At 74.7% G+C, this 23,203-nt stretch carries 22 protein-coding genes; 5 read left to right on the top strand and 17 right to left on the bottom strand.

Annotated elements, in window-relative coordinates; genetic code table 11:
- The first annotated feature begins 203 nt into the window (after positions 1-203).
- A complete protein-coding gene (locus ACIQU6_RS24200) occupies positions 204-1,241 on the top strand; it encodes a hypothetical protein (RefSeq protein ID WP_403483762.1) in 1,038 nt (345 codons plus the stop codon).
- Between the two features lie 22 nt (positions 1,242-1,263).
- On the opposite strand, the gene ACIQU6_RS24195 is transcribed toward ACIQU6_RS24200, so the two are convergent.
- Positions 1,264-1,776, bottom strand: a complete 513-nt coding sequence (locus tag ACIQU6_RS24195) for a GbsR/MarR family transcriptional regulator (protein ID WP_403483761.1) — start codon at positions 1,774-1,776, stop codon at positions 1,264-1,266.
- 93 nt (positions 1,777-1,869) lie between these two features.
- On the opposite strand from ACIQU6_RS24195, the gene ACIQU6_RS24190 reads away from it, so the two are divergent.
- The gene (locus ACIQU6_RS24190; RefSeq protein WP_403483760.1) at positions 1,870-2,853 is read left to right on the top strand and encodes an ATP-binding cassette domain-containing protein; all 984 of its coding nucleotides are present in this window, start codon (positions 1,870-1,872) and stop codon (positions 2,851-2,853) included.
- Positions 2,850-4,508, top strand: coding sequence for an ABC transporter permease (locus tag ACIQU6_RS24185; protein WP_403483759.1), 1,659 nt, complete (start codon positions 2,850-2,852; stop codon positions 4,506-4,508). Before ACIQU6_RS24190 ends, ACIQU6_RS24185 begins: the two co-directional genes overlap by 4 nt.
- Positions 4,509-4,631: 123 nt before the next feature.
- On the opposite strand, the gene ACIQU6_RS24180 is transcribed toward ACIQU6_RS24185, so the two are convergent.
- The 14 genes from ACIQU6_RS24180 to ACIQU6_RS24115 form a co-directional block, all read right to left on the bottom strand.
- Positions 4,632-5,288, bottom strand: a complete 657-nt coding sequence (locus ACIQU6_RS24180; protein WP_274914862.1) for a response regulator transcription factor — start codon at positions 5,286-5,288, stop codon at positions 4,632-4,634.
- Positions 5,285-6,589, bottom strand: coding sequence for a histidine kinase (locus ACIQU6_RS24175; protein WP_403483821.1), 1,305 nt, complete (start codon positions 6,587-6,589; stop codon positions 5,285-5,287). The genes ACIQU6_RS24180 and ACIQU6_RS24175 overlap by 4 nt, the downstream gene beginning before the upstream one ends.
- A gap of 116 nt (positions 6,590-6,705) precedes the next feature.
- Complete coding sequence (locus tag ACIQU6_RS24170; protein WP_403483758.1) at positions 6,706-7,533, bottom strand: alpha/beta hydrolase family protein; 828 nt, start codon at positions 7,531-7,533, stop codon at positions 6,706-6,708.
- Complete coding sequence (kynU, locus tag ACIQU6_RS24165; RefSeq protein ID WP_403483757.1) at positions 7,530-8,870, bottom strand: kynureninase; 1,341 nt, start codon at positions 8,868-8,870, stop codon at positions 7,530-7,532. The genes ACIQU6_RS24170 and kynU overlap by 4 nt, the downstream gene beginning before the upstream one ends.
- Positions 8,863-9,753: a tryptophan 2,3-dioxygenase family protein gene (locus ACIQU6_RS24160; RefSeq protein WP_403483756.1), complete on the bottom strand. Its 891-nt coding sequence runs from the start codon at positions 9,751-9,753 to the stop codon at positions 8,863-8,865. The genes kynU and ACIQU6_RS24160 overlap by 8 nt, the downstream gene beginning before the upstream one ends.
- A 246-nt stretch (positions 9,754-9,999) precedes the next feature.
- A complete protein-coding gene (locus ACIQU6_RS24155; protein WP_403483755.1) occupies positions 10,000-10,413 on the bottom strand; it encodes a DUF3151 domain-containing protein in 414 nt (137 codons plus the stop codon).
- A gap of 194 nt (positions 10,414-10,607) precedes the next feature.
- Positions 10,608-12,164: an MFS transporter gene (locus ACIQU6_RS24150; protein WP_403483754.1), complete on the bottom strand. Its 1,557-nt coding sequence runs from the start codon at positions 12,162-12,164 to the stop codon at positions 10,608-10,610.
- Positions 12,165-12,276: 112 nt separating this feature from the next.
- Positions 12,277-13,299, bottom strand: a complete 1,023-nt coding sequence (gene fbaA, locus ACIQU6_RS24145; protein ID WP_403483753.1) for a class II fructose-bisphosphate aldolase — start codon at positions 13,297-13,299, stop codon at positions 12,277-12,279.
- A 249-nt stretch (positions 13,300-13,548) separates the two neighbouring features.
- Positions 13,549-14,091 carry an orotate phosphoribosyltransferase gene (gene pyrE, locus ACIQU6_RS24140; protein WP_403483752.1) on the bottom strand — a complete coding sequence of 181 codons (543 nt, stop codon included), beginning with the start codon at positions 14,089-14,091 and terminating at the stop codon, positions 13,549-13,551.
- Positions 14,092-14,134: 43 nt separating this feature from the next.
- The gene (locus tag ACIQU6_RS24135) at positions 14,135-14,950 is read right to left on the bottom strand and encodes an aldose 1-epimerase (protein ID WP_403483820.1); all 816 of its coding nucleotides are present in this window, start codon (positions 14,948-14,950) and stop codon (positions 14,135-14,137) included.
- Positions 14,951-15,074: 124 nt separating this feature from the next.
- Entirely contained in the window at positions 15,075-16,013 is a 939-nt protein-coding gene (locus ACIQU6_RS24130; protein ID WP_403483751.1) for an SRPBCC domain-containing protein, read from the bottom strand.
- Between the two features lie 63 nt (positions 16,014-16,076).
- Complete coding sequence (locus ACIQU6_RS24125; RefSeq protein WP_403483750.1) at positions 16,077-17,798, bottom strand: polyamine aminopropyltransferase; 1,722 nt, start codon at positions 17,796-17,798, stop codon at positions 16,077-16,079.
- 143 nt (positions 17,799-17,941) lie between these two features.
- Entirely contained in the window at positions 17,942-18,460 is a 519-nt protein-coding gene (locus ACIQU6_RS24120; RefSeq protein WP_403483749.1) for a DUF2617 family protein, read from the bottom strand.
- A 453-nt stretch (positions 18,461-18,913) separates the two neighbouring features.
- The gene (locus ACIQU6_RS24115) at positions 18,914-19,222 is read right to left on the bottom strand and encodes a hypothetical protein (protein ID WP_403483748.1); all 309 of its coding nucleotides are present in this window, start codon (positions 19,220-19,222) and stop codon (positions 18,914-18,916) included.
- A gap of 230 nt (positions 19,223-19,452) precedes the next feature.
- Between ACIQU6_RS24115 and ACIQU6_RS24110 the strand changes: the two genes are divergently transcribed.
- Both ACIQU6_RS24110 and ACIQU6_RS24105 read left to right on the top strand, forming a co-directional pair.
- Positions 19,453-20,631: a pyridoxal phosphate-dependent aminotransferase gene (locus tag ACIQU6_RS24110; RefSeq protein WP_403483747.1), complete on the top strand. Its 1,179-nt coding sequence runs from the start codon at positions 19,453-19,455 to the stop codon at positions 20,629-20,631.
- 92 nt (positions 20,632-20,723) lie between these two features.
- A complete protein-coding gene (locus ACIQU6_RS24105; protein WP_403483746.1) occupies positions 20,724-21,926 on the top strand; it encodes a hypothetical protein in 1,203 nt (400 codons plus the stop codon).
- Positions 21,927-22,017: 91 nt separating this feature from the next.
- Here the strand turns inward: ACIQU6_RS24105 and ACIQU6_RS24100 are convergent, their stop codons facing one another.
- Together ACIQU6_RS24100 and ACIQU6_RS24095 are read right to left on the bottom strand one after the other, a co-directional pair.
- A complete protein-coding gene (locus ACIQU6_RS24100; protein ID WP_403483745.1) occupies positions 22,018-22,554 on the bottom strand; it encodes a YbjN domain-containing protein in 537 nt (178 codons plus the stop codon).
- Between the two features lie 122 nt (positions 22,555-22,676).
- On the bottom strand, positions 22,677-23,203 hold a 527-nt coding region (locus ACIQU6_RS24095; RefSeq protein WP_403483744.1), incomplete at its 5' end, for an AAA family ATPase.

Genomic DNA, 23,203 nt, shown 5'->3' with positions numbered 1-23,203 from the left:
CGTGCGTGGATGGCGCGGCGCTACGCGTGTGCTCGCGTGGCGTCCGCCAGAGCCGTCGGACCGGTGCCCCGGAATAGACGAAGCCCCTGGCGCAATAGCGCAAGGGGCTCTTGCACCGAGATGCTACCTGAGGAAGGACCGAGGTGTCGGCGCAGTCTTCTGGGCACTCTCCCGCGGACCCCGTTCGGGGGTGCCCCCTGCTTGTGGTCATCGACCCGGTCGCCCGCCGGGCGGACGGCGAATCCGTGCGGATCGCCAAGGACGTCCTGTGCGCCGGCGCGGGGGCGAAGATCTGCCTTCCGGAAGGGCCGGCGGAGTTCGCCCAGGCACTGTCCCGGCGCGGCCGGCGCCGCCCGGTGGTGATCGGCGACGACCGGGCGCTGCTGCGGGCGGTGGGCCTGCTCCACAAGGAGCGGGAGCTGGCCGGGGTGCCGCTGTCGATGGTGCCGGTGGGCCCGCCGGAGACGGTCGCGCTGAGCCGGACGCTGGGCGTCCCCACGGACGCGGTGGCCGCCGCGCGGGCCGTCCTGGACGGCGGGGAGCGGCCGATGGACCTGCTCACCGACGACAGCGACGGCATCGTGCTGGGCGGCCTGCGGATCCCGTGCGGCGATCCGGCCGGGCCGCTGGCGGAGTACCGGGCGGCCCACGGCGCGTGCCGGGAGCCCGCGGAGCACGCCGACGACGGGGCTGCGGAGGCGGACCCACCGGCGGAGCGGGCCGCGGCCCTCGGGGACGGCGGGTTCTCCGGTGGCGCGCGCCCGGGGGAGGGCATCGCCCCGGTGGACCCGGCCGGCGGGCACCGGCCCTGGTGGGCGCCGGCCGCCCGCACCGCCCGTACGGCGCTGTCGCTGCTCGCCGCGCCCGGAACGGGACGGTGGGGCGCCGCCCGCCCCGGCGCGACGGGCCCCGGCGGGGGCCGGCGGGCGCGGGTGCCCGCGCAGCGGCTGCGGCTGCGGATCGAGGCCGACGGGGCGCTGCTGGCGGATCTGGACCGGCCGGTGCGCGGGGTGTCGGTGGTACCGGGCGCCGGGGACGACGGGCGGCCGGGCGGGCTGGCCGAGGTGATCGTGCACTGGCCGGGCGAGGAGCACCCGGTGCGGGTCGCCGCGCGGGCGGTGACGGTGTCCGGGCCGGACTTCCACTACCGGGCGGACGCGCTGGTCGGCGGGCCCGTGCGGACCCGGACCTGGACGGTGCAGCAGGGGGCCTGGCGGCTGCAGCTGCCGCGGCAGAGGTGAGTCGGGGCGCGGGGCCAGCGGGCTACTGCGCGCGGAGCTCTTCGAGGTGGTCGCGCCAGCGCTCCAGCATGCCGGCGAGCTCGTGCTGCATGAACTCCGTGAAGGCCAGCGTCTCGCCGATCCGGCGGCCGGCGGCGCTCTCCTTGCCGAGGCTCTCGACGCCCTCGCGCAGGGTGTTCTCCCAGCGGGTGAGGACGCTGTCCCGGCGGGTCAGGGCCTCGTACCACTGGTCGCTGTGGACGCGGTAGCGGTCGCGGCGGGAGCCGGGCTCGCGCTCGCGGCTGACCATGCCCACCTGGGAGAGGTAGCGGATCGCGCCGGAGACGGCCGCCGGGCTGACCTGGAGCCGCTCGCCCAGCTCGGCGGAGGTCAGCACGCCGGAGTCGGACGCCAGCAGGCAGGCGAAGACCCGGGCCGGCATCCGCTGCATCCCGGCGTCGACCATCTGCGCCGCGAACCGCTCGACGAAGGTCAGCACCGCCGCGTCGTCACGGTCGGCCGCCCGGCCGGCTGCCCGCTCTCGCTCGTCGCTCATGTCCGCATCATCTCCCCTGATCAGAGCCGGTCCCTCAACTTTATACACTTTCTTAGCTTCACAATTTTGTGAAGCTCACGTATCTTCGAAACCATGACGCAGGCGCTCCCGCCCTCCCCCGCGCTGCGGGTGGCCGGGCTCCACAAGTCCTTCGGCGCGACCCACGCGCTGGCCGGCCTCGACCTCACCGTCGAGGCCGGCGAGGTACACGGCTTCCTCGGGCCCAACGGCGCGGGGAAGTCCACCACCCTGCGCGTCCTGCTCGGCCTGCTCCGCGCCGACCGCGGCACCGCGCAGGTCCTGGGCCGGGACCCCTGGCGGGACGCCGTCGAGATCCACCGCCGCGTCGGCTACGTCCCCGGCGACGTGACCCTGTGGCGCAACCTCTCCGGCGGCGAGGTCATCGACCTCTACGGCCGGCTGCGCGGCGGACTGGACACCGGCCGCCGGGACGAGCTGCTGGAACGCTTCGAGCTCGACCCCACGAAGAAGGGCCGCACCTACTCCAAGGGCAACCGCCAGAAGGTCGCCCTGGTCGCCGCGTTCGCCTCCGACGTCGATCTGCTGATCCTCGACGAGCCGACCTCCGGGCTGGACCCGCTGATGGAGGAGGTCTTCCAGAGCTGCGTGGCCGAGGAGCGCGACCGCGGCCGCACGATCCTGCTCTCCAGCCATCTGCTCTCCGAGGTCGAGGCGCTGTGCGACCGGGTCAGCATCATCCGCAAGGGCCGCACCGTCGAGTCCGGCTCCCTGGGGGAGCTGCGCCATCTGACCCGGACGACCGTCGTCGCCGAGCTGGCCGGCCCGCCGACCGGGCTCGACGGCCTGCCCGGCGTCCACGACCTCTCCGTCCAGCCGGTCCACGGCGGCCCCGGCTGCCGCGTCCGGCTCCAGGTGGACACCGAGCGGCTGGGCGCGGTGCTCGGCCCGCTCGGCGCGGCCGGGCTGCGCAGCCTCACCAGCACCCCGCCCACCCTGGAGGAGCTGTTCCTGCGCCACTACCAGGACGACCTCCTCCGCGACGGCCGGCCGGGCCGCTGGTCGGGCGCCCGGGCCGACGGGGCGGTGGCCCGATGAGCGCCCTGACCGCGCCGGCCGTCGCGCGCCCCCGCAGCGGGCGCCAACTGGCGGGCACCGGCACCCTGTTGCGCCTGGCCCTGCGCCGCGACCGGCTGCTGCTCCCGGCCTGGGTGCTGCTGCTCGGCCTGACCGTGGTCGCCACCGGCTCCTCCTTCGCGGCGCTCTACGACACCGCCGCCCAGCGCGCCCAGCTCGCCGCGTCGATGAACGCCAACGGCTCGCTGCGCGCGCTGTACGGACCGGTCTTCGACGACTCCCTGGGCGGCCTGGTCGCCTGGCGGATGGCCGGGTTCGGCGCGGTGCTGGCGGCCGTGATGAGCCTGCTGATCGTCGTCCGGCACACCCGCGAGGAAGAGGAGACCGGCCGTCAGGAGCTGCTGTCCGCCGCGATGGTGGGGCGGCGGGCGCCGCTGACCGCCGCGCTGCTGGCGGCGGCGATCGCCGATGCGGGGGTGGCCGCGCTGACCGCCGCCGGGCTCGCCGCCTCCGGGCTGCCGGTGGCCGGGTCGCTCGCCCTGGGCCTCGCGATCGGCGGCACGGGGCTGTTCTTCGCCGCGCTGGCCGCGATAGCCGCCCAGTTCACCGAGAGCGCCCGGCTGGCCAAGGGGCTGACCGGCGCGGCCCTCGGCGCCGCCTTCGCGCTGCGCGCCGCCGGGGACGCCTCCGCCGGCAGCGGCTCCCCGGGGAGCGGCGCCGACTCCCCGCTCACCTGGCTCTCCCCCGTCGGCTGGGCGCAGCACGTCCGCGCGTTCGCCGGCGAGCGCTGGTGGGTGGTGCTGCTCCTCGCCGCCGCGACGGCGCTGGCCACCGCGGCCGGCTACGCCCTGACCGCCCGTCGGGACGTGGGCATGAGCTTCCTGCCGGCGCGGCCGGGACCGGCCCGCGCGCCCCGTTCGCTCGGCGGCCCCACCGGCCTGGCCTGGCGGTTGCAGCGGACCGCCCTGGCCGGCTGGACGGCCGGCTTCGCGCTCGCCGGGGCGGTGTTCGGCGGGGTCGCCAAGGGCGCGGTGGACATGGTCGGCGGCAATGCGCAGACCCGGGAGATCGTCCAACGGCTCGGCGGGGAGCGATCGTTGACGGACGCCTTCCTCGCCTCGATGACCGGCATGCTCGGCATGGTCGCGGCGCTCTACGCCGTGGGCGCGGTGCTCCGGATGCGGGCCGAGGAGACCGGCGGCCGGGCCGAGCCGGTCCTGGCGGGCGCGGTGGGCCGCCTGCGCTGGGCGGCCGGCCACCTGGCCGTCGCGCTGGCGGGCACCGCGGTGCTGCTGGCCGCCGGCGGGCTGGCCCTGGGGCTCACCTACGGCGCCTCGGCCGGCGATGTCGCCGGCGGCACCGGCCGGGTGCTGGCCGCCGCGCTCGCCCAGGTCCCGGCGGTGTGGACGCTGGCCGCGGTGGCGATGTGCGTGCTCGGCCTGCTGCCGGCCGCCAGCGGCGCGGTCTGGGCGCTGACCGGCGGCTGCCTCGCCCTCGGCTGGCTCGGCCCGGTGCTGCGGCTCCCCCAGTGGGCGCTGGACCTCTCGCCGTACGGTCACCTGCCGAAGCTGCCCGGCGGTGCGGTGACGGCCGCGCCGTTCCTCTGGCTCACGGCCCTCTCGGCGGTGCTGATATCCGTCGGTCTCGCCGGCCTCCGCCGCCGCGACATCGGCTGAGGCCGCCCCACAGGCGTGCGCCGCCGGAGCTGTGGCGGACCCCGGCGGCGCACTCGCCCCGCGGCACCCGCCCGTCCACAGGGTGTGGACGACCGGGGCTGCACCGGCAACCGTCGCCCGCCCTCAGCCGCCCGGCGTGACCAGCCGCGCCTCGTAGGCGAAGACCGCCGCCTGGGTGCGGTCGCGCAGCCCCAGCTTCACCAGGATCCGGCTGACGTGCGTCTTCACCGTCGACTCGGCGACGACGAGATGCGCGGCGATCTCACCGTTGGACAGGCCCTGGGCCACCAGCACCAGGACCTCCGTCTCCCGCTCCGTCAGGTCCCCGATGCGCTCCTGGGCCGGGGCGCGCGGCGACCCCAGCCGGGAGAACTCGTTGATCAGCCGCTTGGTGACGGTCGGGGCGAGCAGCGCCTCGCCGTCGGCGACGATCCGCACGCCCTCGGCGAGTTGCCCGGCCGAGGCGTCCTTGAGCAGGAAGCCGCTGGCCCCGGACCGCAGCGCCTGGTAGACGTACTCGTCCAGGTCGAAGGTGGTCAGCACCAGCACCTTGGCGTCCGCGTCGGCGGCGACGATCTCGCGGGTCGCCTCCAGTCCGTTCATCTCCGGCATCCGGATGTCCATCAGGACCACGTCCGGCTTGAGCAGCGCCACCTTCTGCACCGCCTGCCGGCCGTCCACCGCCTCGCCGACGACCTCGATGTCCGGCATGGCGTTGAGCAGGACGGAGAAGCCCTCGCGGACCATCACCTGGTCGTCCACGATCAGCACCCGGATCATGCGGCGCCCCCGCCCGTCGCGTTGGCCACCGGCAGGAACGCCGCCACCTCGAAACCACCCTCCGCTGTCGGCTCGGCCGTCATCTCACCGCCGAGCATCTGCACCCGCTCCCGCATGCCGAGCAGCCCGTGGCCGGCGCCCGGCGACGGCTTGGCCAGCCGGCTCGGGGCACCGTTGACGATCCGCAGCCCGATCCCGCCCAGGACGTAGGAGACCTCCACCCGCGCCGGGGCGCCCGGCGAGTGCCGCAGCGCGTTGCTCAGCGCCTCCTGCACGATCCGGTACGCGGACAGCTCGACGCCCTGCGGCAGCGGCCGGGCCGCGCCCGTGATCACCGCCTCGACGGTCAGCCCGGCGCCCCGGACGCTCTCCAGCAGCGAGTCCAGGCTGGCCAGGGTCGGCTGCGGGGCCTCCGGGTCGCGTTCGGCGAAGGCGTCCGGATCCTCGGAGCGGACGACGCCGAGGATGCGACGGAGCTCGGTCAGCGCGGCGACGGCGTTCTCCCGGATGGTGGCGAAGGACTTGGCGAGCTCGGGCGGCGGATCGGCGACGCGGTACGGCGCCGCCTCGGCCTGGATGGCGATCACCGACATATGGTGCGCCACCACGTCGTGCAGCTCCCGGGCGATCAGCGCCCGCTCCTCCAACAGCGTCCGGCGGGACCGCTCCTCGGCGGTGACGCTCTGGGTCTCGACGACCTGCCGGCGCTCCTCCCGCCAGGCCCGGACCGCCGCGGCGGAGACCAGCACGACCCCGGAGAAGAACGCCACCGGCGGCATGTCGCCCAGCGCACCGCCCCGCGCCACCAACGCCAGCAGCGTCCCCGCGCCGAAGGTGATCCCCCACATCTCGACCGCCAACCGCGGCCGGGTCCGCAGCACCACCAGCGTCATCACCACGAGGTGGACGGCGAAGGAGCCGCTCCAGACGCCGGCGTACGGCGAGAGGAAGCGGGCGCCGATCCACTCCACGCCGAACGCCCCCAGCGACAGCCAGAAGGCGCCCACCGGCCGCGACAGGACCAGCAGCGGCGGCACCGCCAGCGCCAGCGCCAGCGCCACGTCGATCACGCCGCGCACCGGGCTGCCGTCGTAGCCGGGGGTCGCGGACCCCAGGAAGATGGTGACCGCGAGCAGCGCCACGGCGCTGTGCGGGAGCCAGCTGGCCCAGCGCCGGGCCCGGCTGGGCAGCCACGGCAGCCATCGGGCCAGCTTGGCGTCGTCCAGCGGCGGCAGCGGTCGGAAGGCGAAGGCATCGACGAAGAGGTCCTGGCGCACGGTGTGCAGCGCGCCATGGGCCATGCGCGCCTCCGAGCGCAGGGGGCCCTGCGTCTGGGTCGTCTCGTTCACGCACACCACGGTAAGCAGCGACGACCCGCCCGGGCGTCCCCACCGAAGCGGATCTGCCGGGATCCGTCTCAAGTACTACGCGGTGCGGTCGGGCCGCCACCGAGCGGTTCCCCGGGCGCCGGCCCGGTGTCGAACGCCTCGCCGCGCAGCAGCGCGAGCAGCGTCCGGAAGGGCCCGGTGCCCGGCGTCAGCGCGGCGAAGTGGCCGGTGCCGGGCAGCTCGCGCAGCGCGGTGGCGGCCGGGTGGGCGGCCGCGTAGCGGCGCGAGAGGTCCACGGGGACGTCCGGGTCGTCGGTGCCGTGCAGCAGCGTGACCGGGACGCCGGCCGGCGGGTGGCGGACCGGGTCGGCGGCGGCCAGCCGGCCGGCGAAGCCGGGGCCGGTGCCGAGCAGCCCGGCGACCGCGCCGTCGCTGAGGCCCAGCTCGTGGGCGCGCGCCAGATCGGCGACCGGCGCCACGGCGATGACCTCGGTCACCGGCGTACCGGGGCGGGCGGCGGCGAGCAGCGCGAGGTGGCCGCCGGCGGAGTGCCCGACGAGCACCACCTCCCGGGGGCCGGCCCCGGGCACCGCCCCGGCGTCGGCCGCGGCCGCGACGGCCGCCGGCACGTCCTGGAACGTCTGCGGCGCGCCCCCGCCCGCCCCCACCCTGCGGTACTCGGCGAGCGCGACCGGCAACCCGTGCCGGGCCAACTCCGCCGCGCACGGCGAGAGATGGTGCCGGTCGTACGCGGCCCGCCAGAACCCGCCGTGCAGCAGGACGACGAGGGGCCCGGACCCCGGCCAGCGCCCGTACAGGTCCACGACCTGGTCCGGGTGCGGGCCGTAGGACACCGTGCGGTCCGGCGCCACCGGGGCGAGCCCCAGCAGCGCCGCCTCCTCGTCCGCCGCGCTCACCCGGCGTCGCCGTCCGCCGCGGGCCCCTCGTCGGGCGCCGCCGCCGGCTCCCCGTCGGCCCGCTCCCGCAGGATCTCGCCGAGCACCCGCGCCGCCCGCTCCGCGTCGGCGAAGGTGGTGTAGAGCGGGGTGAAGCCGAAGCGCAGCAGGTCCGGAGGGCGGTAGTCGCCGACCACCCCGCGCCGGATCAGCTCCGCCATCACCTCACCGGCCACGGAGGCGCCGTCCGGCCCCGGCGCGCAGGCGAGCGACACCTGGCTGCCGCGCCGCCGGTGTTCGGTCGGGGTGGCCGAGCGGACCCGCCCGGGCGGCGCGTACGCGGCCACGCACTCCAGGAAGAAGTCCGTCAGCGCCAGGCTCTTGGTCCGCACCTCCTCGATCGAGACGCCCTCCCACGCCTCCAGCGCCGCCTCCAGGGCCAGCATCGAGAGGATGTCGGGGGTGCCGACACGGCCGCGCAGGGCCCCCTCGGCCGGGGCGTAGTGGGGCTCCATCCCGAACGGGTCGGCGTGCGAGTTCCAGCCCGGCAGCGGCGACTCGAACCGCTCCTGGAGGCTCTCGCGGAGGTAGAGGTACGCGGGCGAACCCGGGCCGCCGTTGAGGTACTTGTACGTGCAGCCCACCGCGAGGTCCACCCCGCAGGCGTCCAGCGCGACCGGCAGCGCGCCGGCGCTGTGGCACAGGTCCCACACCGCCAGCGCGCCCGCGGAGTGCAGCGCGGAGGTGATCTGGGCCATGTCGTTGAGCTCGCCGGTGCGGTAGTCGACGTGGTTGACCAGCGCCAGCGCGGTGCGCTCGGTGACCTCGTCGGCGATCCGCGCGGGCTCCACCGGGCGCACCGCGAGGCCGGCCATCCGGGCCGCGGAACGGGCGACATAGCCGTCGGTGGGGAAGGTCGTGGCGTCGACCAGGATCTCCGTGCAGCCCTTCCCGGCCATCCGGATGCCGCCGGTCACCGCCTTGAAGACGTTGATGCTGGTGGAGTCGCCGACCACCACTTGGCCCGGCGCGGCCCCGATCAGCGGGGCGATCTTCTCGCCGATCCGCTCGGGCGCGGTCCACCAACCGGCCTCGGTCCAGGACCGGATGCGCAGCTCGCCCCACTCCCGGCCGATCACCTCGGCCATCCGGCCGGGCACCGAACGGGGCAGCGCGCCCAGCGAGTTGCCGTCGAGGTAGACGGTGTCGTCGAGGACGAAGCGGTCGCGGGTGGCCGTCAGCGGCCCGGCCGCGTCCAGCTCCGCGGCGCGGTCCGCCAGCGCGGGTGCCCCGGCGCCCAACGGGCCGGGGCGCTGCGGGGTGGGTGGCCCCTGCGGGGTCTCGTGGCTCTCAGACATGGCTTCGCGCCGTCCACAGCTCGGGGAAGACGTTCTTGCGGGCCCGCTTCTCCAACCAGGCGACGCCCGCGGACCCGCCGGTACCCATTTTCGCTCCCATCGCCCGCCGGGTCGCCACGAGATGGTCGTTGCGCCAGCGCCAGACCAGCTCCGCGACATCGGTCAACAGCTCGGCCAGCCGCACCAGTTCACCGTCCTGCGGCCCGTCGAGGATCCGCGCCCAGACCTCCTCGACGGCCTCGTCCGACTCGTACCGCCCGGCCGGGTCGCGCCGCAGGACGGCCTCCGGGACGGGGTGGCCGCGGCGCGCCAGCAGCCGCAGCACCTCGTCGTACAGGCTCGGTTCGTGCAGCGCCTTCTCCAGCGCGGCGTGGTCCTCCGGGGAGCCGCGGTGCGGCACCAGCATCGCCGCGGACTTCTCGCCGAGCAGGAACTCCAGCCGCCGGTACATCGTGGACTGGAAGCCGCTGCCCTCGCCGAGCGCGCCGCGGTAGGCGTTGAACTGCGCCGGCGTCAGCCGGGCCAGCGGCTTCCAGGCGGCGTTCAGCGCCTCCAGCTCCCACGTGGAGCGGCGCAGCGCGTCCACCGCCACCGGCAGGTCGTCCCGGCGCAGCGCCTCGGTGGCGGTGTGCCACTCGTGGACGATCACGGTGAACCACAGCTCCATCACCTGGGTCGTGACCAGGAAGACCATCTCGCCCGGGTCGTCGGACTGGAGCTGCTGGAGGTGGGTGAGGACGCCCGCGCGGACGTAGTCCTCGTACGGGGTGGTGGCGCTGGCGCCGATGCTCAGATCGGGACCGAACGGGGGCTCCGCCTCGGTGGCCGCGGCGTCCGACGCCGGGGCGCCGTGCGCGGGATGGGTGGGAGACGGCTTCGACATGAGGGACTCCTCAGGTGCGAACTACCGGGTAGCGGTCCGCTCCTTCCTCGTCGGCTCGGGAGCCCCGGTCCCCTCGGGCCGGGGATGCCCCGACCCACTGAAATCATCGGTGCTGCACCACCACCGCGCAAGGGCCGGCCGCGATCGCGCGGCCGGCCCCTGCGGACCGCCCCGGAAGGCCGGGGCGGGGTGGTTCACGGTGGTTCGCGGCGACCTATCGCGGCGACTTGAGGAGGGGCGGCGACGTCAGGAGAGGGTGTCGGCCGCGGTCGGCGAGGAGTCGCGGAGGAAGGTCGAGCAGCGCTCGTACTCCTCCTGCTCGCCGATCGCCTGGGCGGCGCGGGCGAGGGCGTGCAGCGCGCGCAGGAAGCCGCGGTTGGGCTCGTGCTCGAACGGCACCGGGCCGTGGCCCTTCCAGCCGGCCCGGCGCAGCGCGTCCAGGCCGCGGTGGTAGCCGGTGCGGGCGTAGGCGTACGACTCGACGACCCGGCCGCCCTCGAAGGCGTCGTCCGCGAGCTGCGCCCAGACCAGCGAGGAGGCCGGGTACTTCGCGGCCACGTCGGCCGGTGCGGCGCCCGAGGCGAGCAGCTCGCGGGGCTCGGGGTCGTCGGGCAGGTGGGTCGGGGGCGGTCCCCCGAGGAGGTTTTCGTGAATGGGCATGCTGCCAGTTTGCCCCGTGGGGGCGGCCCACGTTGTCGGCTTTCCCGCCGTGGGGACGCTGAGCGCGCCTGCGGCCCGGGGCGGACGGGCCGGTGTCCGCTGCGCGGGGCTTTCGGGGTGCGGTGACGGGCCTCCGGGGCGGGGGTGGTGGGAACGGTGCGTGGAGGCTCGCGTCGGTGGGTTGGTGCGGGTTGTCAGGTGGATTCCTCGGGTCCGTCGCCTCCCGTGGAGAGGTGGGGGGTGGTGTCGCCGGGGTCCAGGGGTGGGGCGGTCATGCCGCAGTGGTAAGTGCACTCGGCGTGGGACGGCTCCTCGGGGGGTTGGGGGGCCGTGCGGCGGACGGTCAGCCAGGCGATCAGGGCGCCTACGAGGAGGACCAGGGCGCACAGGGGCATGGCGCGGCGGAAGGCGGCGTCGAAGGCGGGGGGTGAGCGGTAGGCCTCCGGGCTCATGCCGGCCAGGAGCGGGAGGGCGGCGACGGCCATCAGCCCGGCGGCGCGGGCCGCGGCGTTGTTGATGCCGCTGGCCAGGCCCGCCCGGTCGACGTCCACCGAGGCCAGCACGGTGGCGGTGAGCGGGGCGACCAGGGTCACCATGCCGGCGCCCAGCACCACGAGGGCCGGCAGGACGTCGGTGACGTAGGTCGCGCCCGGGCCGACCCGGGTCATCAGGAGCATGCCGGCGGCGCAGAGCAGCGGGCCGACGGTGAGCGGGATGCGCGGACCGATGCGCTGTCCCAGTTCGCCGGAGCGGGCCGACAGCAACAGCATCAGCACGGTGGTGGGCAGCAGCGCGGTGCCGGCCTGGAGGGCCGAGTAGCCCGCGACGACCTGGAGCTGGAGCACGGAGAGGAAGAAGAAGCCGCTGAACGCGGCGTAGACGCAGACCGTCACCGCGTTCACGGCGCTGAACTGCCGGATGGCGAAGATCTGCGGCGGCAGCATCGGGTCGGCCCGCCGCCGCTCGACGCGCAGGAAGACCGCGCCGAGCAGCAGCCCGAGCAGCGCGGGCACCAGCACGCCGGGGGAGACGCCCCGGCCCGGCGCCGCGATCAGGGCGTAGCTGACGCCGGCCAGGGCCAGCGCGCCCAGGACCGCGCCCAGCACGTCGAAGCCGCGCGCCCCGGCCGCGCCCCGCTCGCGGGTCTCCGGGACGTGCCGCAGCGCGATCGGCACACAGGCCACCGCCAGCGGCACGTTGAGGAAGAACACCCAGCGCCACCCGACGCCGTCCACCAGCCAGCCGCCGACGAACGGGCCGATCGCGGCGGCCACCCCGCCCAGGCCGGACCAGGCGCCGACCGCCCGCGCCCGGTCGTCGGGGTGGAAGACGGCCTGGATGAGGGCGAGCGAGCCGGGGGTGAGCAGGGCGCCGCCGATGCCCTGGAGCGCGCGGGAGGCGACCAGCACCCCGGCGTTCGGCGCCAGTCCGCACAGCAGCGAGGCCACCGCGAACCAGACGACGCCGATGACGAAGACCCGGCGCCGGCCGTACCGGTCGCCGAGCGAACCGCCCAGCAGGATCAGGGAGGAGAGGGTGAGCATGTAGGCGGTGACGGTCCACTGGAGGACCGCCAGGTCCGTGTTGAGGTCCGCGCCGATCCTCGGCAGCGCGACATTGACGACCGTGCTGTCGAGCATCGCCATCCCCGAGCCGAGGACGGTCGTGGTCAGCACCCGGCGGCCCTGCGGCGAGGCCAACCGGATCCCGCCCGGCGCGCGGCTCGGCTCGCTCCTCGCCGGCTCATCCATACGGTGAGCATGCCCCGATCCGGGGCCGTCCGCCCGTCCGGCCGGTCGGGAACGCGAAGGGCCCCGCAACCGGTGCCGGTCGCGGGGCCCTTCGAAGCCGCTTGAGCAGCGCCTACTTCAGCTTGGTGCCGGTGGAGCGCAGGTTGCCGCACGCCTCGGTGACGCGCTTGGCCATGCCGGCCTCGGCCGCCTTGCCCCAGGTGCGCGGGTCGTAGGTCTTCTTGTTGCCGACCTCGCCGTCGACCTTCAGCACGCCGTCGTAGTTGCGGAACATGTGGTCCGCGACGGGGCGGGTGAAGGCGTACTGGGTGTCGGTGTCGAGGTTCATCTTGACCACGCCGTTCTCCAGCGCGTTGGCGATCTCCTCCTCGGTGGAGCCGGAGCCGCCGTGGAAGACGAAGTCGAACGGCGCGGTCTTGCCGTACTTGGCGCCGACGCCCTGCTGGAGGTCCTTCAGCAGCTCGGGGCGGAGCACGACGTTGCCCGGCTTGTAGACGCCGTGGACGTTGCCGAAGGAGGCGGCGAGCAGGTAGCGGCCCTTCTCGCCCAGGCCCAGCGCCTCGGCGGTGCGCAGCGCGTCGTCGACCGTGGTGTAGAGCTCGTCGTTGATCTCGTGGGTGACGCCGTCCTCCTCGCCACCGGTCGGGGTGATCTCGACCTCAAGGATGATCTTGGCGGCGGCGGCGCGGGGCAGCAGCTCCTGCGCGAGGGCCAGGTTGTCCGCGAGGGTCTCGGCGGAGCCGTCCCACATGTGCGACTGGAAGAGCGGGTTGCGGCCGGCCTTGACGCGCTCCTCGGAGATCGCGATCAGCGGGCGGACGTAGCCGTCCAGCTTGTCCTTGGGGCAGTGGTCGGTGTGCAGCGCGATGTTGACGTCGTACTTCTCGGCGACCACGTGCGCGAACTCGGCGAGCGCCACCGCGCCGGTGACCATGTCCTTGTTGTACTGACCGCCCAGGAACTCCGCACCACCGGTGGAGATCTGGATGATGCCGTCGCTCTCGGCCTCCGCGAAACCGCGCAGCGCAGCGTGCAGGGTCTGCGAGGAGGTCACGTTGATGGCCGGGTAGGCGAACTTGCCTGCCTTCGCCCGGTCCAGCATCTCGTTGTAGACCTCAGGGGTTGCGATGGGCATCTGTCCGCTCCTTGTGTGTGCGGGGTGTGCGTTCTTGGCCCTGACCAGGGGGCGACGGCTTCGCCGTGGCACATCTTCCCAGACTCACCGGATTGCTCCACATCGCCCATGGGGCGGCCGGCGTCCGAAGCCGAGGGGTTCGGCGTCGAACGGCAACCGGTGTTTCACGTGAAACCTGCCCGTGGCTTCCCGCGAAACACCGGTCCTACGACGAATCCGCAGGTCAGCGAAGACGACCCGATCGGGTTGTCAGCTCAGGCCGAGGTCGCCGAGCCGGTAGCCGGTGAGGTAGGGGAGCCCGGCGCCGTCGATGGCCGAAGCGGCACCCCGGTCGACGATCGTTGCCACCGCAACCACCTCGGCGCCGGCCTCGCGCGCCGCCTCGACGGCGGTCAGCGGCGAGCCGCCGGTGGTGGAGGTGTCCTCGACGACCAGGACCCGGCGGCCCTTGATGTCCGGGCCCTCGATGCGGCGCTGCATCCCGTGGGCCTTCTGCGCCTTGCGGACGACGAAGGCGTCCAGCCGGCGGCCGCGGGCGGCGGCGGCGTGCAGCATCGACGTCGCCACCGGGTCGGCGCCGAGCGTCAGCCCGCCGACCGCGTCGAAGTCGAGCTCGGCGGTGAGGTCGAGCATCACCTGACCGACCAGCGGCGCCGCCTCGCTGTCGAGGGTGATCCGGCGCAGGTCGATGTAGTAGTCGGCCTCCTTGCCGGAGGAGAGCGTCACCTTGCCGTGCACCACGGCCTTGTCCTTGATCTGCTGCAGCAGCGCGCCGCGCACGTCGTCAGTCATGCGCACGAGCTTAGGACAGCGCCCTCACCTCGACGCCCGCCGGCTACAGCGCGCGCCAGCGCCAGGTCGTCGAGACCTCCAGCGGGTCGATCGGGGTGACCAGTCGCGGGGCGGTGTTCAGGCCGTTCGGCGGGCCGGACTGCGGCTCCACGCAGACCGCGGCCTCCTGCTCGTCGTAGACCACGACCCACTCGGCGCGGCTGGAGACCGTCAGTTCCAGCCGGCCCGGCCAGGTGAGCGTGACGTCGACGCCGCGCGGCATCCCGAAGCAGTCGTCCCACGGCCCGGGCTTCGGCGTGATCCGGCGGCCGGTCGGGAGGTGGTCCGCCCCGCGCTCCTCCTGCCACTCGGGGGCGAAGTCGACGCGGACGTCGTCGCCCCCGTCGAGGTTCCGCAGGAACCACGGGTGCCAACCGGCCTGCGCCGGGAAGGAGTCGCCGGTCGCCTCGACGCCCATGCTGAGCGTGAGCGAACCGCCGTCCTCGGCCAGCTCGACGACCTGGGTGACGGTCCCCGGATACGGCCAGGGGGCCGCGGGGTCGGCCAGGTCGTAGGTGAAGGCGGCCCCGGTGTCGTCGACGCGCGCCGTGCGCCAGCGGAGGTCGCGGCCGGTGCCGTGGATGGCGTGCGGCGGGGAGTTGACCGGCATCTGGTGCAGCTCGCCGCCGTTGCGGAACCGTCCCTGGTCGGTCCGGCCGCACCACGGGACCATCGGGAAGCAGCCGTACTTGTCGCCCTGCCGCAGCAGTTCGGTGCCGCCGATGCGCAGGCTGCCGAGGCGGCAGCCGTTGTCCGGGTGCACGGTCAGTTCGGCGTCCCCGGCGGACAGCAGCACGCCGTCCGCGTCCCGCTCCTGCATGGTGTTCTCGGTGCTCACGGAAGCGACCCTAACGGTGCGCCCGCCCGCGGCCGGGCATCCGGGCCGCGCCGCCGGCGGCGGCCCACCCCGGCGCACCAGGCCCCCGCCCCCGCCGGTCGTCCGGTCACCGGCGCCGCCGCAGCACCCGCCCGACCACCACCGCCGACGCCAGCACCACCGCGGCGGCGGGCGCGGCCCAGCGCAGCGGCACCGCGCTGCCGCCGGGCTCCGGCGCGGGCACCGGCGCGTAACGGCCGCGCGGCGGGGCGTGGTCGACCTCCTCCGCGCTGCGACCGATCATCGTCCGGCGGGCGTGCGCGGCCTCCGCGGGCGCGGCCGCGGTCAGGTCCTCCGGGTCGTCGGGGGCGCCGGGGCCGTCCGCGGTGTCGAGGTCGTCGGAGTCGTCGAACGCGGGGGCGCTCTCGTCGGGGGCCGCCACCGCCTCGGGCTCGGCCGGGTCCTCGGGGTCGGCGACCACGCTGACGTCGTCCTCGGCGTCGCTGAGCGGGTCGAGCGACGGCGGCGGCACCTCGGTGTCGAAGATGCTCTGCGACACCGCCCCGGAGTCCTCGGGCGGTGCGGCCGGCGGACGGTCCGTCAGGTCCGCCGCGAGGTTCTCCGCGAAGCGGTCCAGCAGCCGGCGCCCGGCGGTCCCCGCCAACTGGCCCTCGGCGGCGGCCAGTCGGCCGCCGAGGGTGACCGCGCCGGTGCACACCAGCGTCGTCCCGGGGCCGGGCTCGGTGGCCGGGGCCAGCCGCACGGACAGCGTCACCGCCACCGCACCGTCGCCCCGGGTCTCGGTGCCGGACATCTCGACGGTCACCGGGGCGACCGGGCCGTCGGCGCCGGGGGAGGCGTCGGCCGGGCCGCCGTCGACGGTCAGGGTGCCGCGGTAGGTGATGGTGGAGCCGCCGACCCGCAGCCGCAGCCGGCCCTGGGGGCGGTGCGCGGCGGCGTCGGCGTCGAGTTGGACTCCTGGGACGCAGCGCGCCACGCGCTCCGGTTCGGTGAGCGCCCGTCGCACGGTCCGGACGGGAAACGGAACGTACACCTCATGCTCCATGGCATGGGAGCCTAATTCCTCTGCCCGTGCCAGGGGCACCCCTCGGTGCGGTGTCCGTGCCGCTCATTGCCCGTACCGCGGGTGCATCAGCGTCGAGGGCGGCAGCCCGGGGATGCGCTCCTGGGCCTCGCCCCGCCAGCCGGCCCGCAGGTCGCGCAGCGGAGCGGCGGTGGACGGGGCGTCCGGCGCCGCGACGAGCCGGGGCGGCCGCCGCGCGGCCAGCACGAAGCCCCAGTACCGCGTCGCGGACGGCGGACCGCCCCGCGCACCGGGCCCGGCCGGCGGGGGGAGCGGGACGACCGAGCGGTCCGGGTCGCCCGAGAAGTCGGGCCGCCGGCCGGCGGCGCGGTACGGCATCGTGACGAGACCCACCGAGCGCAGCGTCGCCTCCACCGTCCAGTACACCCGGGCCCGGGCGAGCGGCGGCCCGGCGTGCACCGCCAGCCGCCCGCCGGGGGCGAGCGTCCGCAGGGCGAGGCCGTAGAACTCCTGGGAGTAGAGCTTGGTGCTGGCGGTGATGCCGGGGTCGGGGAGGTCGGAGACCACCACGTCGTACTGCCCGGCCCGGCCGCGGCGCGAACGGGCCTGCTGCCGCAGCCAGTTGAAGGAGTCGGCGGTGACCACCCGGACCCGGGGGTCGTCGAGCGCGTGCCGGTTCAGGGCGGACAACCCCGGGTCGGTGCGCGCCAGTCGGACCACCTCCGGGTCGATCTCCACGACCGTCACCGAGCGGACCGCGCGGTAGCGCAGCAGCTCGCGCGCGGCCAGTCCGTCGCCGCCGCCGAGGACCAGGGCCCGGGCGTGCCGGCCGCCGGCCATCGCCGGGCCCACCAGCGCCTGGTGGTAGGCCCGTTCGCTGTCGGAGCTGACCTTCAGCCGGCCGTCGAGATAGAGCTCCAGCGGTCTGCCGGAACCTTTCCTCCCGCGCCCCGCGTCGTCGTCCTGCGGGACGTCCGTGCCGCCGGTCAGCACCACCTCCTGCACGCCGGTCTGCTCCGCCACCCGGGCCGCCGTCCCGTACACCGCCCGGCGCGCGGCCTGCTCGAACGGGCCGGCCAGCGCCATCCCCGCGCCGAGCAGCGCGAGCGCCAACGCGTTGGCGGCGAGCAGCACCCAGCGCGCGCGGGGGGTCAGGTCGCGGCCGAAGAGCCACAGCACCAGCACCGCGCCGGCGAGCTGGTTGACCGCGCCGGTGACCAGTGTGCCCGTCAACTGCCCCAGGCAGGGCAGCAGGAGGAAGGGGAAGGCCAGCCCGCCGACCAGCGCGCCGACGTAGTCCGCGGCGAACAGGTCGGCTACCGCGCCGCCGGCGTCCTGCCGGCGCACCCGCTGGATCAGCGTCATCAGCAGTGGTATCTCGGCGCCGATCAGCACCCCGATGCCGAGCGAGAAGCCGACCAGCGCGGTGCGGGACTGGCCCAGCCAGGCGAAGCAGGCGTAGAGCGCCATCGCGGAGCTGCCGCCGACCAGCGCCAGCACCGTCTCGACCGCGCCGAAACCGACCGCGGCCCGGCAGCGCAACCGTTTGGCCAGCAGCGCCCCGACGCCCATCGCGAACACCATGAAGGACAGCACGACCGATGCCTGGGTGACCGAGTCGCCGGTCAAGTAGCTTGCCATGGCGACCAGTTCGAGCTCGTAGACCAGACCGCAGGCCGCGCAGACGAAGACCACGGTGAGCACCAGCAGCCGACCGAGCCCACACGGCACCGGCAGGCGGGCCGGCGTCAGGACCTCCGGTGGCCTGAGCGCTCCGACGACGAGGGGCTCTGGCGGGTCGATCATGACATGAACGCTACGTGACGAGAACGCGGCACTACGTCACCCACAGGAGTGCACTCTAGGTGCTGCACACACCAGTTGAAGCATCCACGGAAGCGGCACACCGCATCCCTCGGTCGACGCCGCGGGGATCCGCCAGAGGCGTCCTAGGCCGCGACCACCGCCCGCACCCCGACCCGCGTCCGGGTGGCCACCAGCCGCCCCTCCTGCGGGTAGGCGTGCCAGGTGCGCCAGCGCACCTGGCCCTGCTGGCGCCGCGCCAGCATGGCGGTGAAGGCGTGCGGGGAGCCGGGGAACGTGCCGGCGAGGCCGTTGGGGTGCTCGGCGACCAGCGCGAGCAACTCCTGTGCCCGGCCGGCGAACGAGCCGCGCGAGAGCGTCTCGACGTGCGCCGCGAACTCGTACTCCCAGTCACCCAACCGCTTGGCCACGCCCAGCGGCAGCGGCGTGCTGCTGCCCGGCATGCAGGCGACGGTCTCGGAACACGTGCCGCGCTCCTCTTCGAGCAGCACCTGATGAGAGGCCCCGAGCAGCCTCAACTGCACCTGCGCCTCGTCGAGTTGGAGATCCAGTACGGCCAGCGCCGGCAGGGGTTCCCTGCCCAACGCCCAGGCCAGGTCGGATGCTCGGGTATCGGTGTAGGCCGTCTTCAGGGTCGTGAGCATGGGGCGGCTCCGCAAGCACGCAGTGGTTGGTGGGTCGGCCCATCCGAGAAGCGGATCAGGGAGCAGTGACTGCCTGCCGGCTCGTGCCCACACGAGGTCCGAGAACTGGGGGATTCCCAAGGGAGAGGGAATCACGGATCGGGTGATGCTCACAGCGTTTTTACCCATCTTCGCCCTGGTTTCCATCCCCTAGAGGGCCCCGCAGCTCACCTGTTCAACACCCCATCACACAAGGGACGTTGGGCCATTTCACGCCACTCGCCGGGCGCATATGCGAGGCCGCATGAGCTGGCCGCATGTGTGTCGACGAGGGGGCCGGAGAAGCCCCATATAGACGGTTCTGGACGCCCCGGAAAAGGGCGGTGCCCATGACCGCGGACGGACGCGTTCCGCAGTCATGGGCACATACGTACGAGCGCCTCTCGGAGGCTTCAGCGGCCCCCGGCGCCCCTGTCAGGAGCCGCCACCACAGCCACCCCCGCCACCGCAGGAGGAGCCCCCGCCACAGGAGTGCCCGCCGTGGTGGCCGCCGCCCCCACCGCACGAGGAGTGGTGAGAGTGGTGCCCGCCACCGCCCCCGTCGGATCCCCCGTCGCTCCCGGCCACCCACCAACTGCCGCCGCCACCAGCGCTGCTGGCGCTGCCGGCCCCCGCGTACCTGCCGTCACGGCCCCGCTTACGGGAGCCGCCCCGCGCGGCCAGGCCCACCGCCACCAGCACGAGGACCACCAGCACCGCGAACACCACGAATCCCAGCATCACTGCCTCACACCCCTTCCGTTCCCCCGAAGCGTGGGGCACCTCCCGCGCCTTCAGGCGAGGGGAGGGCATCGCTCCGTCGGCGCCGGTACGCCGCTGCCGCAACCGTCCCGCGCCACCGGCCGCCCGGTCGGGCCGCCGTCGTCTTCCATGGTCAGGTGGCTTGTGCCCGGCGCGCGGCGACTCAAAAGCGCAGTTGAGGAACTCCAGAGGTTGGGCGGAGGATGGCGCCCATGGACCGACCGCTGCTCAACCGCCGCCTCGCCGCCTTCGGCACCACGATCTTCGCCGAGATGTCGGCGCTCGCCCAACGCACCGGCTCCATCAACCTCGGCCAGGGCTTCCCCGACGCCGACGGCCCGGAGGAGGTCCGGGAGGCAGCGGTGCGCGCCCTCCGCGACGGTCGCGGCAACCAGTACCCGCCGGGCCCCGGCGTCCCCGAACTCCGCGCCGCCGTCGCCGCCCACCAACAGCGCTTCTACGGACACCGCGGCCTGTCCTACGACCCCGACACCGAGGTCCTGGTCACCGCCGGCGCCACCGAGGCCATCGCCGCCGCGCTGCTCGCCCTGGTCGAGCCGGGCGACGAGGTCATCGCCCTGGAGCCCTACTACGACTCCTACGCCGCCTGCATCGCGATGGCCGGCGGCCACCGCGTCCCGGTGACCCTGCGCCCCTCCGCGGAGACCGGCCGGTACCACCTCGACCTCGACGAGCTCCGCGACGCCCTCACCGACGACACCCGCCTGCTCCTCCTCAACACCCCCCACAACCCCACCGGCACCGTCCTGAGCTCCGAAGAGCTCGCCGTCATCGCCGAACTCGCCGTCGAGCGCGACCTGTTGGTCATCACCGACGAGGTCTACGAACACCTGGTCTTCGAGGGCGAGCACCTGCCGCTCGCCTCGTTCCCCGGCATGCGCGAGCGCACCGTCACCATCGGCTCGGCCGGCAAGACCTTCTCGTTCACCGGCTGGAAGGTCGGCTGGGTGACCGCCGCCCCCGCGCTGATCACCGCGGTCCGCTCCGCCAAGCAGTTCCTCACCTACGTCTCGGCCGGCCCCTTCCAGTACGCCGTGGCCGAGGCGCTGGCCCTGCCCGACTCCTACTTCACCGGGCTCCGCGACGATCTGCGCGCCAAGCGCGACATCCTCGCCACCGGCCTGGCCGACGCCGGCTTCCGGGTCTTCCGACCGGCCGGCACGTACTTCATCACCACCGACATCCGCCCGCTCGGCGAGAGCGACGGCTTCGCCTTCTGCCGCTCGCTGCCCGAGCGCGCCGGCGTCGTCGCCATCCCCAACGCCGTCTTCTACGACCACCAGGACCAGGGCGCGCCCTTCGTCCGCTTCGCGTTCTGCAAGAGCGTCGAGGTGCTCCGGGAGGCGGCCGACCGCCTGAAGCGGCTGTAGCCGGGCGCCACCCGATCCGACCACCCCGCTCGCACGCCCCGGCACGGGCACCGAGAGTCGGGGGTGCGACGACGGGTGAGCGGAGGTGGGCGGTGGTCGCCGAGACGTTGGGGGGCGGCGGGGAGCCGGCAGCGGCCGGACGGGAACGGGTGGCGGCCGCGGCGCGGCGGGCGCGGCCGGCGCTGCTGCTGTTCGCCGGGATCCGGGGCATCGGGGTGCTGTGCGTGGCGGGCTGGGCCCGGCACACCGGACGGCATCCGTGGACGCTGCTGGGCGCGTCCTGGGACTCCCAGTGGTACCTGAGCATCGCGCAGCACGGCTACGCTTCGCCGGCCGTGGCCCGGTCCTGGCCCCAACTGCCGGTGGCCGACCTGGCGTTCTTCCCAATGTACCCGTGGCTGGTGCGGGCCCTGCGGGCGGCGGCGCCGCTCGGTGCGGCCTCCGCGGGGCTGCTGGTCGCCTGGGCCGCGGCGCTGGCGGCGGCCTGGGGGATCTTCGCGGTGGGCGAGCGCCTGCACGGGCGGCGCACCGGCGTCCTGCTCGTCGCCCTGTGGGCGCTGCTGCCGCACGCCGTCGTCGAGTCGATGGCGTACACCGAGCCGCTGCTGACCGCGCTGTCCGCCTGGTCGCTGTACGCACTGCTGACCCGGCGCCCGGTGTGGGCCGGCGCGCTGGCCGCGCTGGCGGGGCTGGCCCGGCCCAGCGCGCTGGCGACCGTCGCCGCGGTGGAGCTGGCGGTGGTGGCCGTGGCCTGGCGGCAGCGCCGACCGGACGGCCGGGGCGGCGGGCGGGTGCCACCCGGGCGGCTGTGGGCGGCCGCGCTGCTCGCGCCGACCGGGTGGCTGGCGTACGTGCTGTGGGTGGGGTGGCACACCGGCCACGGACCGCTGGGCTACCTCGACGTGCAGGCGCTGTGGGGCTCGCGCTTCGACCTCGGCCGGGACACCCTGCGCGCGGTCCGGCGCCTGGTGCTCACCGGGGCGCCGCCGGCGTACTGCCTGGCGCTCGCCGTGGTCGCGGTGGCGCTGCTGCTGTACGCCCTGCTGGTGGCGGACCGGCCGCCGGCCGCGGTGCTCGGCTACGTCACCGTGCTGGTCGTCCTCGCCCTGGGCGGCACCCACTACTTCGCGTCGAAACCGCGCTTCCTGCTGCCGGCCTTCCCGCTGCTGCTGCCGGCGGCCCGGGCACTGGCCGGGGCCCACCGGCGCACCACCGCCCTGCTGTGCTCCGCGCTGGCCACGTTCTCCTTCGGGTACGGGACGTACCTGCTGACCGTCGCCGCGATACCGCTGTGAGGCGGCCGGGCGCGGGCCCGGGAACGACCGCGGGCCCCGGAGGCCGACGGAGTCGGTTCCGGGGCCCGGGCAGCCGGGACGCGAGGGGCTCTCAGCCCTCGTCGTCGCCCGGCTTCTCGTCGGAGTCGCCTTCGAGCTCGGCCTCCAGGCCGAGCTGCTCGACGATCCACTTGTCGAATTCGATCGAGGCACGCACCCAGCTCACCGTGCTCGACACGAAGTGTTCGAGCGAGACGCCGGTGCCGACCAGCATCGATGCCTCACCGATGAGACGGACGCTGCCGTCGTCGTGGGTGTGGGTGTACACCTTGGGCCAGAGCGTCCGACGGTTCCAGTCGTCGATCGCCTCCAGCAGCTTCAGCTTCTCGTCGATGTCGTGGGCGCGGTCGTAGAACGTGCGGACGGAGAAGATCTCCTGCTCCGCCTCACCGCGGAACATGAAGTACGTGCGGAACTGCTCCCACGGGGCGGCGAGGTCACCCTCCTCGTCGACGACGTACTTCAGCTCCATCTGGTCGAGCAACTGCTTGACCAGGTCCTGGTCGGGGACGACGGGCCCCTCAGGCCCCGACGGCTGCGGTTCGGGCTGGCCCCCGAAATTCGGAATCGAGGACGGGTCGATGCTCACCGTGGAATTCCCTTCGTATGGTCTCTGCCATCCTCCCCCATACGCTCCCGGTCCTGGCAACCCCGGGGCGGCGGACCGGCGCGTATGGGGGCGACGGCGCGGCCGCGGGGCGCCCGCCGCCGTCAGGCCGCGGGGCGCACCGCGGCCACCGACAGGCGCTCGCCGTCGGTGTCGACGTCCACCCGGACCGTGTCCCCGTCGAGCACGTCGCCGGCCAGGATGGCGCGCGCCAGCTGATCGCCGATGGCCGTCTGGACCAGGCGGCGCAGCGGGCGGGCTCCGTAGGAGAGGTCCGGGGCCGGAGCGTCGACGACCGGCTCCTGGCCGAGCCAGGCGAGCCAGGTCAGCGCGCGGTCGGTGACGTCCAGGGTGAGCCGGCGGTCGCCCAGGCGGCGCTGGAGGTGGTCCAGCTGGATCCGCGCGATCCGCTGGAGCTGGTCGGTGCCCAGCGGGTGGAAGACCACCAGGTCGTCGAGCCGGTTGAGGAACTCCGGACGGAAGGCGGCACGGACGGCCTCCAGTACCTTCTCCTTCTTCTGCTCCTCCTTGAGCAACGGATCCATCAGGAAGGTGGAGCCCAGGTTGGAGGTCAGGATCAAGAGGGTGTTGCGGAAGTCGACCGTGCGGCCCTGGCCGTCGGTGAGCCGAC

The sequence above is a fragment of the Streptomyces sp. NPDC090442 genome, from assembly GCF_044769405.1.
Classification (GTDB): Bacteria; Actinomycetota; Actinomycetes; order Streptomycetales; family Streptomycetaceae; genus Streptomyces.
This window is presented reverse-complemented; position numbering and strand designations above follow the sequence as displayed.